Annotated in this window: 9 protein-coding genes and 3 pseudogenes; 8 read left to right on the top strand and 4 right to left on the bottom strand. The window is 34.3% G+C overall.

Features of this window, described 5'->3' with window-relative positions:
* Positions 1–562: 562 nt before the first annotated feature.
* From C9J31_RS19085 to C9J31_RS19075, 3 genes and pseudogenes are all read left to right on the top strand, one after another.
* Positions 563–4,015 carry a S8 family peptidase gene (locus C9J31_RS19085; protein WP_244854835.1) on the top strand — a complete coding sequence of 1,151 codons (3,453 nt, stop codon included), beginning with the start codon at positions 563–565 and terminating at the stop codon, positions 4,013–4,015.
* Positions 4,016–4,237: 222 nt separating this feature from the next.
* Positions 4,238–5,480 (top strand): annotated as a pseudogene (locus C9J31_RS19080) (IS1182 family transposase); the annotation flags it as partial.
* 261 nt (positions 5,481–5,741) lie between these two features.
* Positions 5,742–5,912 (top strand): annotated as a pseudogene (locus C9J31_RS19075) (nucleotidyltransferase domain-containing protein); the annotation flags it as partial.
* Between the two features lies 1 nt (position 5,913).
* Here C9J31_RS19075 and C9J31_RS19070 read toward each other — a convergent pair.
* Positions 5,914–6,297, bottom strand: a complete 384-nt coding sequence (locus tag C9J31_RS19070) for a hypothetical protein (protein WP_107949268.1) — start codon at positions 6,295–6,297, stop codon at positions 5,914–5,916.
* A gap of 1,800 nt (positions 6,298–8,097) precedes the next feature.
* Here C9J31_RS19070 and C9J31_RS24170 point away from each other — a divergent pair.
* Together C9J31_RS24170 and C9J31_RS24045 are read left to right on the top strand one after the other, a co-directional pair.
* Positions 8,098–8,444, top strand: a pseudogene (locus tag C9J31_RS24170) (sensor histidine kinase).
* Between the two features lie 326 nt (positions 8,445–8,770).
* Positions 8,771–10,267: a methyl-accepting chemotaxis protein gene (locus C9J31_RS24045; RefSeq protein WP_107949266.1), complete on the top strand. Its 1,497-nt coding sequence runs from the start codon at positions 8,771–8,773 to the stop codon at positions 10,265–10,267.
* A 336-nt stretch (positions 10,268–10,603) separates the two neighbouring features.
* Here C9J31_RS24045 and C9J31_RS19055 read toward each other — a convergent pair whose 3' ends face one another.
* A complete protein-coding gene (locus C9J31_RS19055) occupies positions 10,604–12,073 on the bottom strand; it encodes a CPBP family intramembrane glutamic endopeptidase (protein WP_107949264.1) in 1,470 nt (489 codons plus the stop codon).
* Positions 12,074–12,547: 474 nt separating this feature from the next.
* Here C9J31_RS19055 and C9J31_RS19050 point away from each other — a divergent pair, with 474 nt between their 5' ends.
* Entirely contained in the window at positions 12,548–12,682 is a 135-nt protein-coding gene (locus tag C9J31_RS19050; protein ID WP_211634941.1) for an ATP-binding protein, read from the top strand.
* Here the strand turns inward: C9J31_RS19050 and C9J31_RS19045 are convergent.
* Positions 12,645–12,851 carry an ATP-binding protein gene (locus tag C9J31_RS19045; protein WP_238602039.1) on the bottom strand — a complete coding sequence of 69 codons (207 nt, stop codon included), beginning with the start codon at positions 12,849–12,851 and terminating at the stop codon, positions 12,645–12,647. The genes C9J31_RS19050 and C9J31_RS19045 overlap by 38 nt on opposite strands.
* 92 nt (positions 12,852–12,943) lie before the next feature.
* Here C9J31_RS19045 and C9J31_RS19040 point away from each other — a divergent pair, with 92 nt between their 5' ends.
* Positions 12,944–13,597 carry an AfsR/SARP family transcriptional regulator gene (locus C9J31_RS19040; protein WP_238602040.1) on the top strand — a complete coding sequence of 218 codons (654 nt, stop codon included), beginning with the start codon at positions 12,944–12,946 and terminating at the stop codon, positions 13,595–13,597.
* Between the two features lie 635 nt (positions 13,598–14,232).
* On the top strand, positions 14,233–15,078 hold the full coding sequence (locus tag C9J31_RS19035) for an aldo/keto reductase (RefSeq protein ID WP_107949259.1): 846 nt from the start codon (positions 14,233–14,235) through the stop codon (positions 15,076–15,078).
* Between the two features lie 53 nt (positions 15,079–15,131).
* Here C9J31_RS19035 and C9J31_RS19030 read toward each other — a convergent pair whose 3' ends face one another.
* Positions 15,132–15,515 carry a winged helix-turn-helix transcriptional regulator gene (locus tag C9J31_RS19030; RefSeq protein WP_107924203.1) on the bottom strand — a complete coding sequence of 128 codons (384 nt, stop codon included), beginning with the start codon at positions 15,513–15,515 and terminating at the stop codon, positions 15,132–15,134.
* Positions 15,516–15,587 lie beyond the last annotated feature (72 nt).

Below are 15,587 nucleotides of genomic sequence, written 5' to 3'. Positions count from 1 at the left end.
GGTAAGATTATATTTAAAAAGTAAGCTAATCAAATTACATATATAATTAACTTGTCATCTCCGATACGATTGATAGATGAATCGAATGAAGGAACGTAGTGCGCCCAAATCTAAAGGGGGGTAGCTAACAAAAAGAATGATATGCAAGCCTCCTTTTAACACCACCGTCCCAACTACTGCCGGGTTGTTCCCCCCATCTCCCAGAATGTTACACTCCAACGAGCATGTGGTGGTCAAATGTATCCAGAATATTATGTACAAGCATAAAGTACAGATTATCGGATGTTTTCTACCTAAAAAAAGGACCGGGCGGCTTTTGGAAGCCACTGAAAAAGTCGATTTATACCTAAAATTTTGGTATAAATCGACTATTTAAATCCGCGAATACAATCAATAAAAGAAACTCGTTTTATTCCCATTAATCTGTAATTTTACTACAACACTTTTATTCTGTTTTTAAGATTTTGTTAAGGAGCCCATTATTTTACTATAAGATTATTCTATTATACTTACACTACTATGAATGAAAACTTTTCTATCATTGATTCGTAGTGGTACAGATGTGACTCACATTAAAACACTCAAGGAGGTAAAACAATTGAAGAATTGGGTTAAAAAATCAATTGCTATAGTTGCAACTACTGCACTATTGATTCCTACTACTTCAGCCTTTGCTGAAGCACCACAAAAAACAGTGAAGAACCAAGAATTAGTGAAATTGGCTAGCAATAAGGAACAAACATCGAAAAATGAAAAGGACTGGATTAGTAAGGATACCATTATCGTCAAACATTCTGGACTTGATAATAATGTACATAAAAAGATTGGCTCAAAAGTGATCCGAACGATTCCTTCATTAGGGTACGATGTTATCAAACTAAACAAAGGAACAACTTTAGAAAAAGCGGTTTCTTATTATGCCAAGCAAAAAGGAGTTAAGAGTGTATCCCCAAGCTACGTGTATCATTCCCTTGACACAGGAGAAGATCCAAAGAAAAAGGATATGTATCATCTAAACCTACTTCAAATGGATAAAGCACTAGAATTAGCAGGCAACAATGAAGTAAAAGTAGCCGTTATCGATTCTGGCGTTGATTTTAAACATCCAGATCTAAAATCTCAAGTGCTTCCACCATATAATGCTGCAGCACCTGCAAATACATATTCTCCTTCTGGCCATGGAACACACGTAGCAGGAATTATTGGAGCGGCAAAAGATAATGGTATTGGAGGACATGGGATTAATCCAAATGCTAAGATTCTTCCAATTGATGTATTTAACGGAGAAGAAGATGCCTATGATTTCGTCATTGCACAAGGAATCCTTTACGCTATTGAGCAAGGTGCTGATGTTATTAATTTGAGCCTTGGCCTCCCTGTAGATTCTACACTACTGAAGGAAGCTGTTCAGAAAGCGATTGATAAAGGAATTACCATTGTTGCAGCTGCTGGAAATGAATCGACAGATAATTACTCATTTCCTGCTTCTTACGAAGGCGTTATTGGCGTAGGTTCTACGAATAATAGAAATGAACTATCCTACTATTCAAACTATGGCCCGTCAGTTGACATAGTAGCTCCAGGGGAAGATGTATACAGTACATTTTATGATGAGAAAAAAAGATCATCCTTTAAAGTAGATAGTGGGACATCTATGGCATCTCCTGTAGTTGCAGGTATAGCGTCTCTACTAAAATCAAAATATCCAAATTTAAAGCCTCATGAAATAGAAGCAATTCTTGAAATGACTGCAAAGGATTTAGGTAAGAAGGGCTATGACCTTACATTTGGACATGGGCTTGTCGATTCTGTAAAAGCATTGCAATTCGACTTAAAAAATTTACCTAAACAGTATTCTGAAACAAAAGGAGAGCGTATGAAAAACGCAAAAGTCCTTAAAAAGAATACATTGAATACGGAACAAGGTGAATTCAAGCAACCGGACGAAAAGAAATGGTACAAGGTTGATCTAGAAGCAAATGAATATGCTCAACTGACATTAAAAGGTGCAAATAAATACGATTATGCATTTGATGTGTACTTCTACCCTGAAGGTCACTCCGGAGAAGTAGAACCTATTAACGTGAATGATGTTCGTGTAGGCAAGCAAGAAGGATACCTATATAAAGCAGATCAAAAGGGAACCCTACTTATTGGAATTAAAGATTATAATGGCAGCTATAGCACAAAGGGCGATTCTCACTACGTCTTCACAGCTCAAACGATTAAAAAATTGCCAATTGATTCATTAGATTTGGAACACAAGAAGGATATCCTAAAATTCCCATTCGGTACAACAGGAAAAAACTATACCCTACTTTCTGAAGATCATCAAGGAGACCAAGATTATTTTACATTTACAGTAAATAAAACAACGACACTGAAATTTGATTTATCTGATATTCCAGGTGTTACAACAGCATCTTTGGAACTTTATCTAAAAGAAGACTTAGATAAAGACTTAGGTCACGCCTATCCAATCCAAGCATCCTTCGGAACGGATAAAGGCAACGGAGTAAGCCTTGTTGTCGATGCTATTCCTGATAAAGAGTATGTAATAAGCGTAACTAATAGAAACGCTTTCGATACTATACTTAAGATGTTTCTTAGCGGCGGCACTGAAGAAATTATAAGAGAATCCATCATTCCTTACACATTAAAAGGTGAAATCGTTACCATTCCTAAAGATGAAGATGGGCTTCCATTAAATAAAGAAGTGCTAGAAAATAACGTACAAAATGCTCAATTACCTATAATAACTGATTTAATGAATAAGTTCTCGCCTCAAGATGGCTCTGGAAATCCAGAAGATGTGGAATTAAGTGACGTAGATTTAATAATGGAGAAAGCGATTCGTTTTGATATTGGTAAACATCAAAAAGCATACTTCCAAACAGAAGATGATGAAGATTATTTCTTATTTAAAGCTAAAGAAGATGTCTTATATAGTTTCCAATTTGAAAAAGGTATGAACCAATCACCAGCTAGTACTATATATGAATATGATGAGGAAACAAATAAATTAAGCCTAGTTACTTCATTAACTAATGGTTTGGGGCGTATCGATCAACTTCTTAGATCAACAAATAATGAAAATGATACAAAGCCAGTTGCATTGAAAAAGGGCAAAACCTATGTTGTGAAAGTAGTCAATCTTGGTGAGCGTTCTTCTGAACCATATACACTTAAAACAAGTAAAATAGGAGCTATTCCTGAAGCCTATAATAGAGATAATAAGACGCTAGAAGCACCTCAAATGATTCAACCTGGTATCACTTATAAAAATCATCTCATTTATCAAGATGATACTGATTTCTACTATTATAAACAACAGGGTAACGATGAGGTCATGAGTCTTCTTGTTTCTTCCGTAGCATTCACAAATGAACAGCTAGATAAGTTACCTAAAGAGCTTCAAAATGACATAAATTTTTCAGGCTTCCTAATTGAAGATACAAATGGCGATATGGAAATTGATGAAAAAGAAATAAAAACACAAATTTCATTTGGAGAAGGTGAAAACAACTTAGATACCTCTTTTAAAGCTAAAAAGGATCACGGTTATTTTATTGTTGTGAATGAAGCGAACCTTGGACAAGTATCAATTCAACCTTATACTTTAACTTTGATTGATCATAAAAGAGTAGATGAAGATATAGATTCTAAGTTAGTTAACGGTATACCGACAAAGCCAACTATACTTTCGAAAAAAGACAATAAATGGGTTGCTACTCAATATCTAAATGCAGGTGTTCCATTTGGTGATAAGGACTATTTTGAATTTAACAATGACCGCAAGCGCGATGTATTCTTCTCTCTCCAAACAGAAAAAGCACTAGATGGCGTCATTCGTATTATTGACGCAAAAGGAAAAACAGTAGCGACTTTAGATTTTCACGGAGCTGGTGATGCTGAAGTAGGTACTGTCCAACTGGATGAAGCAACATACTATATTGAAGTAAGAGATTATTACGATAGAGCTAGTACACAACCATATACACTTGAAATAATATAAGATTAGGATAAAAGATAGTGTAGTAGAGGCACTATTTAAAAATGGTAGTGAATCCTTAAAGTTTTTATTATGCAGTTAATTGGCTGGCATGAGTTCGGTATTTTACGAGGGCACTGAAAAACTTCATCTGGTTCCACTTAGCGAGGTATTCGACGATTCATTCGTCGAATACCTCGCCTTTTTAATTTATAATTGAGAGACTAAATGCAGGTGGTGTTCACAATGATTTCAAACCAAGAGACTTTCAACTTAAGTCCATATATGGCCATTTACGATATTGTCGTGCCAAAAGGTAATATGCTTCGTCAAATTAACGAACTAGTGGATTTCTCATTCATTTTAGAAGAATTGAAAACAAAATATTGTTTAGACAATGGAAGAAATGCGATACCTCCGATTTGAATGTTTAAGTACTTATTGTTAAAAGCCATTTTTAATATATCTGATGTAGACCTTGTCGAACGTTCAAAATATGACATGTCTTTCAAGTATTTTTTAGGTATGGCGCCAGAAGATGACGTGATTGATTCAAGCTCTCACAAAATTCCGCAGACTTCGTCTTCAAGACGTAAGTTTATTAGATATGCTCATTGGATAAACAGTTGAACTCGCACTCGAAAAGAACATTATCAAAAGTAAAACAATCATGGTGGACGTAACACTTACCAAAGCACGTTATAACCAAAAATCACCGAAAGAATTTTTACAAGAAAAATCAAAACATACCCGCAAAGCAGTGTATCAATTTGATAAATCCATGAAAGAAAAATTTCTAAAGAAGAATACTTCTAACGAAGTAAAAGATGAATTAACTTATTGTGAAAAATTGAACGTGTTAAAAGAAGCTGTAGAAGATACGCAAGAACATCTAAATTATTCAACAGACACCGATGCACGAGTAGGACATAAAACAGCAGACAGTTCTTTCTTTGGGTATAAAACACATTTAGCAATTAGTGATGAACGTCTTATTACAGCAGCAGTCGTTACAACAGGTGAAAAATCAGATGGAAATTATCTACAAGAACTGATTGAAAAAAGTAAAGTAACAGGAATGGAAGTTGAAACAGTCACCGCTGACACGGCTTATTCAGGGAAAAACAATTTACTTTATACAAAAGAACAAAGCATTCAACTGATTTCTAAGTTAAATCCAATGATTACTCAAAATGGGCGAGCAAACGGAAAAAGGATTTGACTTTAATAAAGATGCAGGTTTATTTGTATGTCCAGCAGGACATTTAGCAAATAGAAAAAGTAAAAAATCAGATTCACATCCAGGAGCAAGTGCAAGAATGGTTTATTTTTTGACGTTGAAAAATGTAAGGTCTGTCCACCCCGAGAAGGATGTTTTAAAGAAGGTGCAAAAACTAAAACTTATTCTGTTGCCATTTCAGAGGAACATTTAGACCAACAAGCTTTTCAAGAAACAGAAGAATTTAAACGCTTAGCTCGAGAACATTATTAAACCTGTGTGTAACTTTTAGGGGTCACTTCAATCTAGGATTTTTTTATTATCCAAAATTTTTGTGCATGTGTTTTTGAAATAAAAATTGGTAATTTATATTAAAGTCAGATAAAATGTTCTGTAAAAAATGGTTCTTTTGTTCAGTAATGGATCATTTAATTGAATACTAATGAAACCAATAAAACGTACATTATGCGAATAAAATCAGAGGAGAGGAGTTTGTAGTTGATGAGCGATTTGAGTAACTGAAAAACACCTATACAAGCATTAAAAATCGTAGAGGAGTTGCTGGAAGTTCGATAGTCAGGGTATATCTATTTGGTTCTGCAGTAAATGATGGCTTACGCATTAAGTGATGTGGATGTACTAGTGGTCGCGAATCTTAGTTTACCTGAAGTAACTAGAAAAAAACTAACAGACAATCTAATCCTCAAATACCTGTTTTATATTTAGAAATATTTTTTTCTTTTTCTAAAATAGAAGTATTCCGTTCATATTTTTTTGAATTAGATATCTTTTCAAGCTGTTGGATCAACATATCGTGAGAAATATCATTTAAATTTCCGGACTCTTTCATGTTTTCTTGGGTTTGTTTAACCTCCATAATAAGTACTCTTTGTCCATTTGGTTTCACAATATATTTACGTATATAACCATGTTCATACCTGATTTCAAGTTTAGTTTTGTTATTTTTTTCGTCTTCGTCTTTATGTATATCTTCATTACCAAATAAATCTAAGAGACTTTCATTTTTCACATTTTTATTTACCTCTATTTTTAAATAATTTAATGTATTACCAGCTTGAATTTTCATGTATAATTCTCCTTTTTAAAAAAATGTAAATTAACGCTTTATGTTAAACAAAATTAAAATAGGTTTAATTTAGTTTTGTTATAACCTTTAAAGTTAATAAATGGGGCTTTTATTATTAAAATTCGTTCAGGACTTTTAACATCAATTTCCTGATGCATAAGCATTAACTAACATTAAAGACTACACTGTTAACTCGCCCAAAAACAGGAGTTTTCACAAATGCGAAATTACTTACTTTCCTTTTTATTAATAATCATAATTCTTATTGCAATGGTAATTAGGAACAGCCATATCAAAGCCGATTATAGCAGATATTCAAGTGCAGACATGGAATGGGACATTAGGATATACTATCCATTTTCACCAGCTTGTACTAATGCTGTCTGTTTTCCTCTACCATACTAGCAACATCTCTGGCAATCCCGCTTACATCTGAATAGCCTTAGCGTAATATCCAAGTAAATTAAATCCTCGCATACAATCAATAAAAGAAACTCGTTTTATTTCTAAATGTGCAACTTCATTACCTTACTGGTTGAGTCGGAAAACTAAGCTAGGAGGACTATGCCTTTTTTCTTTTTATGTTGCCAAAGATATTAGCAAAGATATCATATATTAAGTTAGCAATTGCAAAGACGCATGTTAAATATATAAATGTCAGCATTTTATTATCCTCCTTCTGTGCGTCCACATATGTAAAACCTGTTCAAATGGACCCGCTTATTTTTTTAGTAGAAAAAGCTCGCTACACATTTCAAACTATATACTTTCCTACGATTCCAAAATGAAAATAAGTAAATTTGCAAGTATTATCCCAAGTAAACGGAACCTTGCATACAATCAATAAAAGAAACTCGTTTTATTTCCAAAAAGTAACCTCATTATTCATTATGTTGCTATTAGACCCAAGCATAGGAGAGCTATTTTTTGTTTCTTTTTGTTTTGTCAAAGATATCAAATATAAAGTCAGTTATTACACTGGAAAATACTTCATATATAAACGTCAGCATTCTAATAACCTCCTTCTGTGAGGAGCTCGCTACACATTTTATGTAACCTCACTATTCGTTCAATTAATATAAGTATATTGGAATTACCTTATCGTAAAATAAAGGGATTCTTAATAAAATCTTAAAAACTGAATACGAGGTTTTAAAGTTTTAAAAGAAGATATATGACTTTTAAATTGATAGGGGGTCATTGTCAAAAACATAAGTAAGACCATTAAGATGTAAGAAATATTATGGCTTAATTAAATACATTTTGTTATATATAATTCATTCATTTAGAGGTTGTCCAATATTGGAAGACTATATAGGGTAGCAGTCTTTTCGGGAAGTTTCCTCGAAAATAAGGAATCACCATATTTGAGGGGACTTACTCAGACTTATGTATTTGGAAAGAAAATTCAACTACGGCTAAATTGTCGCTATAGATATCTTCAGAGTTAGATTTTACGGCGGGAAAGACTGTAGTGAATTATTTCTGATAAAAAGACATGGAGAAGATTTTTTTTGGGAGTAATCGAATACAGCGTTTTTAGTGAACGGATTTTTAACGAATGCAGAAAGGTTAATACTTCCTAGCAAGCAACTTCCTCACCCGGTAAAGGCGCTAAGCATACCCGGTTCTGCATAATATTGAAAAAAGGTTGTAATTAAAGGGATAATTAAATACTTCTCCCTCGTTGTAATTTAAAATAGAGAATTGTGAAAAGATCACTCTTTGATGACGCTTTTGTTGTATATTCATTTATCCTTAGAGGACAAACACTAGCTATTAAGGGCCAAACCCACGTTTATGGAATGGCATGCTCGAAGCAGACAGCTTTTATTTAAGCACAGTTTAGACAATATAATAACTAATGCTAAAAAATATACTCCTGATGGGACAAAGGTAAGTGTAGAAGCGCAAAATATTGACAATAAAATTATGCTGACCATTGCTGATAAAGGTCCTGGAATCCTCAGGAGGAGCTTGATAACCTCTGTAAGCGATATTATCAAGGGACTAATACATCGGACGATACAAAAGGTACAGGTCTACGCTTGGCTATTACTAAGCAGTTAATCGATTTGCACGATGGATCCATTAGTGTCCAAACGGGAGCAGCAGGTACAGTTTTTATGTTGAAATTTAAACAATAAAATATTATAGATTTGGGCAGTACAGGTGAAGAATCATTCACTCTGTACAGCTATTTTTTTGTGAAATGTCATTACTTATTTCAATTACACTCTTCACAGTTAATCTAAGACTTTTTTGATGTTAATTTAATGAATAATTGTTTGAACATGCGCGTAACTAGAGAAAAATAGCAGTGACGCATGTTTTTTAAAAATAATATAACATTTTTCAAGTTCTTTTTAACTTTTTTGTCGGTTATAATGAGAAAACACGAAACATGATTTAAGATTCATAACTAATTCTTGAATTAATCGTGAGATTTAGTCCATAGAGAGGGGAACTAAGAATGTTTTTAAAAAAAGAACTGAACATATCAATTGGTAATCTTCTTAAATTGAGTGAGGTTCACTTGCAATTGGCTAAACAGGGTCAATTTGATTATGAGTACACATTAGCCTCAACAAATGAAGAATTACAAGAGTTTGTACATAATTTAAATCAAGTGAATAGGCTTCGACAAGAATCTGAAGAGCAATTACAGAAAAAATTGGATAATACATTGAAGAGTAATGAAATTGGTCTTTGGGAATTACAAGTATTGAACGGACACTTGGATGATCCAAACAATATATTTACAGTTTCGACAGAATTAAAAGAGTTCTTAGGATTTGATAGTTATGCTCTTAAAGACAATTTTCAAGATTTTTTGAAGTTAATTGCAGTGGCGCATCGTTCTGATTTTAAAGAGATGCTAGAGGAGAGTTTAGCGACACAAACTCCATTTAATATGGAGCATTTGTTATGCTTTAGTGATGGTCAAGAGCACTGGATACGGGCTACAGGAACAGTTTCCCGTCTTATAGATGATCAGTATAAAATAACAGGAACGATTATGAATATTCATGATAAAAAAATAAAAGTAGAAAAATTACAGGGATATGTAACACGTTATGATTTAATCAATAAAGCTCTAGTAGAAGCTCCATGGGATATGGTTGTAGATCAAGGTGATCCATTAAATCCACAGAATTCCTTTTGGTGGAGTGAACAATTTCGAAGAACATTAGGCTTCAAGGATGAACATGATTTTCCGAATATTATGAGCTCTTGGAGTGATCGCTTGCATCCAGAGGATAAGCAGTTTGCATTAGATTCGTTTAGTGCACATTTATTAGACTTTTCTGGGTGTACGCCATTTAAAGTAGATTATCGCCTTCAGTTAAAATCAGGTGAATATCGCTGGTTTCATGCGAGCGGTACAACGCTTCGTGATAGTGAGGGAGCTCCTTTGCGAGTGGCAGGAACGATTCGAGATATTACACATGAAAAAATGAAAGAGCAAAATGTGCAAGAAACGATGACACGTATGGAGGAGTTATCAGCTTCTATTAATGAAATGGTTGTAGGCATTAATTCTATTACATTGCAAGCACAGGAACTGGCGAACACACAGGAAAAAACAACAGGAGCTGCCAATGACGCGAAAGGGTTAGCAGATGAAACACAGCTTATATCAAATTTTATTCGAGAGATAGCGGATCAGACAAATTTACTAGGGTTAAATGCCGCTATAGAAGCCGCACGTGCCGGAGAACAAGGAAAAGGTTTTGGTGTAGTAGCTGAAGAGGTAAGAAAATTAGCAGTTAATTCTGCTGAGGCAACAGGTAATATTGAATCAAGTTTAATGCAAATAAAGGTTTCCATAGATACAATTATTGATTATATGGATAAAATTAGTGAGCTTGCGCAAATGCAAGCGGCTCTTACAGAACAATTGAATGCCTCAGCAGATGAAATTGGTACAATGTCACAGGACTTAGTGGAATTTTCAAAGCAACAATAAAATTCTGTAATTTTAAGTTAACTTCGCCGTGTTGACAAGGATTTACTTAATTTAATTTTAGGCAAACTTTTAATTCTTTATATTCTGTGAGTAAACAATTTTTGATGAGTTAAATAGAGAATTGAAAGGACCAGGCTCAGCATTGAACCTGGTCTTTGTTCTTTGAATATGTCTTGATAATACTCTTGGCATTTTGAACAATAAGAAGGGCTTACTTTTTTTGTGTGAGTAGAAACAGGAGAATCCATAGTACTACCACATTGCATACATAAACCTTTTTTTGCTCTAGCCTTATAATCTTTTCTTTTGTAATCACGCCATTTATTCAAGCAATATTTAGCAACGCTCTTTCATACGTGCCTCTTGAGATTTTGTTTTAAGCAGCAGTACTAGCAATGGACTGATGCTAAGGATGAGAGCAACAAATCCCACTTTCAAATCAAGCCGGAATAAAAAGAGTGAGGTGAACAAGCTATTATAGAAATAGTGACAGAAAATCGCCGTTTTAAAGCCAAATTTTTTATAAATGAAATAGAAAAATGATCCGATAATCATAAATTCAATTATACGTAAATACCATGGGTATACGTCATAGCTTAAGTGTTGGATTCCCCAGAAAAATGATGTCAAAATCACAGAAGCGACGACAGAAAATCGATCAAAAAATGGGATCATGTATCTGCGGAAAACAGCTTCCTCCCAAATGGCTGCGCTTAAGCCAATAAAAAGGGGAACAATCGGAAGAATCCATGGGTTGACGTTAATCAAGAGATCGTAATTCAGCACTGGGGACTTCCACGCCCCAAAGATTCCAGCGACAAAAAGGAAGAGTTCCGTTAACGAAAAACCAATGAGCATAAAAAGAAACCCTTGAAAAATGGAGTTTTTCCATTCAAGAATATTCGTATCCTTGCTTTCGGTAGACTTCTTCCAACGAATTAACAAGGTTGCGAAGGTAAGGTAGGCCATTACTGCAGACCCAAGCACACCTAAACCAGTTATGGAACCTTCTTTTGCGCTAGCTAAGAAGAACGAGCTAAAACCAACCAGTGCTGACCATAAGAATGGCCAGAAAAAGGTCTCAATTTGCTTTTTTCTTAACCTTTTAATAAGCTGTACGGTAACAATAAGGAGAAGCACACCAAGAAGTAGAGCCGAGAAAGTTTCAGTAATCATTGCCCAGATGGATTCCTCTGTGAGTGGAAATTCATTGGCCTCCCCAAAATGCTGGAATTTAACAATTGCATCATTGATTGTATAAATTTCAATTACTTTGGTAATATCATTTAGTGATGTTGGAGCTGTAAAAACATACTTCTGATCCCAATCTTCGAAAATTCCATTATCTGAAACTTCCTTCGTTTGAGAAACATATTCCTCGCCAAAGTATGATTTTACGAAGTTATCTATCCCGTTTTGTCCACTGACAGGCATTTGGATTCCTGATGCCATTGTTAATTGTCCGGTAACTGGATTAATTTGATACACTTGCTTATCTGCATTAATTTCAATCGAATAAAGGGGCACCTCTTGTTGAAGTAAAGCTAATTGATCTTTATTAAACTGATTTTTTTCTACATAGCGGCCGATGCTATTATTCGCTTTTGCATCCATGGAAATGGCTTCAGGAGAGAAAGGTGGGAGCTTTAATTTTTCACTCTCAGTTCCGAGGTATTGATAAATATCTGTTTTTGTAAAATCAGTTAATGGATATTCGGTTTTAAATGAACCGAACAGAAGTAGTAGAATGTAAATTGCTAATGAAAGAGCTGTAATAATACTTAATTGCTTATTTCTTTTAAACATAAATCCTCCTAAATACTTTGTTTATTGTTTTTAAGTCTACTTTTATTTCGACTTCTATAATTATTTTTACAGAGAAAGATTATCTCGATATAAACAGTACCTTACGAAAACCTTAACAATTCATTATGAATTTGGCCAGAAAGCTAAGTCATATAACATCAGCAACAATTTACCACTTAAAACCGGAGATTAACCATATATTTGGTGATGGACTAATCTAAGTTAACCTTAATCTGAGAAGAGACAGGGAAAAACTGGTCAAAACCACAAAAAGCATGAGAAATCAATTTTGATTTCTCGCGCTTTTCTGATGTGGAAATTTTTAATTTTGCTTTAAAAATTACTTATGTCTCAGCCTCTTTAAGTCTTATTGATGTAGTTACAATCGCTGCAATTCGTTGAATTGAGAAAAAATCAGATCAAATTAAAAGAGCTTAAAAGTGCCTAAAATGGGTGTGGGGTTAGTCAGAGCCGATCAATGAAATTATACTGACCATTGCTGATAAAGGTCCTGGAATCCCTCAGAAGGAGCTTGATAACCTCTTTGAGCGATATTATCGAGGTACTAAAACTACAGACGATACAACGGGTACAGGTCTATGGCATTAAAGATTCGATCTAAATCCTGTTCAGGAATGCCAGAGCCTGTATCACTCACTTGGATAACCATATGTTCTTCATGGACAGGAGAAACCCTTACTTCACCAGTCATCTGGTTAGATGAAAACAATAATTCCTCTACTAAATGCCCTAAACGCTGTGTCACATTATGAATCAAAATGTCTTGCTCCTGTTGCTTAAGCTGGAGTACCTCAGTAGTTGCATGTGTGACAATTGCAGGTAATTTATTTATTGGATGGAAATCAGAATGTGATTAAGTGGCGCACAAGAAAGGCACGTGAACTATTTTTATACTTATTTTTTCATCAAAAAAGACCCATCTTAAACTCTATTCTTTTAGAGGAACTTTGGCCGGACTTAGTCTTTGAAAAGGCATCCAGTAATTTACATACAACAATTTATCAATTAAGAAAGCTACTAAAAGACAATGGCATTCATAATCCAATTCAATTAGTCAATAATCAATATCAACTTAATATAGAAATTAAAAGTGATTATGATGAACTCAACCAGCTATTAGAACAAGAAAAGCATAATGAGAAGTCCATTCAACAGTTAATTGATTGCTATGAGGATGATTTTTTAGTAGAAGAAGAATATTTATGGGCAAATCATATAAGACTCCGCTTAAAGCAAAATGTTTTACATTTGATTGAACAATATATTTCTTGTGCAAATTCAAGTAATTCTTTACTGAAATATAATTGCTTACACAAACTACTAGAGCTAGATGAATTCAACGACCAATACATGTTTCTCTTTTTAGAATTCTTAATGGAGCAAAACAGGAAACAAGAATGCATAAGATTCTATAAAACTATACAGGCTAAATTAGCTGAAATAGGTCTTTCTGTTCCAGAAAGGATTCAAAGAAGATATAACGAATATTTGGTCAATATATAAATTAAAGACTAAGAAATAACTGATTGGAAAATTGAATATTTCCAAATCCGTTTCTTTTTAAAAAGCTAGGAGAATTCTGCTATTAATGGGTCTGCGTTGAGAATTGATGGGGGATTAGTACGTAGTGTCTTTTAAGAGGGGTTCAAATAAAGTAAATAATCACTAATTGGCATGGGAATTTCAATCCTATGCCTTTTATTTATCACGTAAAACTGTAGGGAAAGATTACATACATAGCTACACATTTTACAACTAAATCAGCATAGGAGAGGATTTAGTTAGCTCTTTGCTAGTGAAAGAAAGAAGATACTAGAATGAATGATCAGCATTCATGTTCAGCAAAAGATCATGCTGTCTTACTTTTAGTTGATCATTAGACGGAATTAGTCTCTGTGTTATAAGACTGTGGTGTTTGATAAAAACAGCGTCCTCGCCCATTGCATTTCCCCCTATTTTCCTTGTAATTATAAAAATCAAAGAATATATTATAAAAAATTTTATCCCTCTAATCATTGCCAACTCACAAAAGTTACCTCGACGTTTCTATGAAACAAAAAAGTGCGTACTTTTTTTTACGCTGTCGGGACATCATAATGAAAAAGCAATCAAGCACACACATAATTGGAGGAATCAACATGATTAATCATTTACAAGATACAATCACATTAAATAATGGGCTACAAATGCCTGGTATGGGTTTAGGGGTCTTTCAAGTAGCGAATGATGCTACAGCAGAGATGGTGAAAAATGCTATTGAGGTTGGATATCGAAGCATCGATACGGCGGCTATTTACGGCAATGAAGCAGGTGTAGGAGAAGGTATTAAACAAGCACTAGCATCTACAGGCTTACGACGTGAAGATTTGTTTATTACATCAAAAGTATGGAATAACGGATTAAGCTATGAGGAAACCGTTGCTGCCTATGAAGAGAGCTTACAAAAAATGGGATTAGATTATTTAGATCTTTATCTTATTCATTGGCCAGGTAAAGATAAGTATGCGGAATCTTGGAAAGCGCTTGAAGATCTATATGAACAAGGCAAGATCAAAGCAATTGGTGTATGTAACTTCACTGCGACACATTTGGCAAACTTATTATCATTTGCTCGTATTAAACCTGTTGTGAATCAGGTGGAATTCCACCCACGCTTACAACAAGTGGAGCTTCGTTCATTCTGTGACAAGCACCAAATTCAACTTGAAGCATGGGCACCTTTAATGCAAGGTGGACTTCTTGAAGATGAAACTATTTCTAAAATCGCAACAAAATATGGAAAATCAAATTCTCAAGTTATTTTGCGCTGGGATGTACAAAATGGAGTTATAACAATTCCAAAATCAGTGCGTAGAGAACGCATGATGCAAAACGCCGATATCTTTGACTTTAGTTTAACAGACGAAGAAATGGCTATAATCAACGCGATGAATCTTGAACAACGTGTGGGACCAAATCCAGATGAATACGACTTTGCTCTATAAGCATTAAAAGGAAAAGAGACTGTCTTGTGTTGGACAGTCTCTTTCTCCTCTCATTACGATGTTTGCTGCATGGCTATATCTTCATCACGTTGTTTTAAAATTATATCTTCGCCTTTATCCTGTAATACTTCAACGTGCTTTTCGCCCCAAGTGCAAAGCATGTTCAGAATAGGTTCCATTCCTTGTCCATAGGGTGTTAAGGAATATTCAACTTTTGGTGGTACTTGATTGAAGACCTTTCGAAGGATTAATCCATCTTGCTCTAACTCTCTTAATTGACTTGTGAGCATTTTTTGTGAAATTCCTGGAATCAATCGTCGAAACTCATTTGTTCGAATTTTACCATGGTGATTTAAATGACAAAGAATGACTGGTTTCCATTTACCACCAATGACTTCAAGCGTAGCTTCAACACCAATATTATAAATTTTTTGCATTGTAATCCCCCGTAATATTCAATAGTAACCTAAAGTACTCTACGTATCTTTTAGGTATGTATGAATATTACT

The sequence above is a fragment of the Lysinibacillus parviboronicapiens genome, from assembly GCF_003049605.2.
Classification (GTDB): domain Bacteria; phylum Bacillota; class Bacilli; order Bacillales_A; family Planococcaceae; genus Lysinibacillus; species Lysinibacillus parviboronicapiens.
This window is presented reverse-complemented; position numbering and strand designations above follow the sequence as displayed.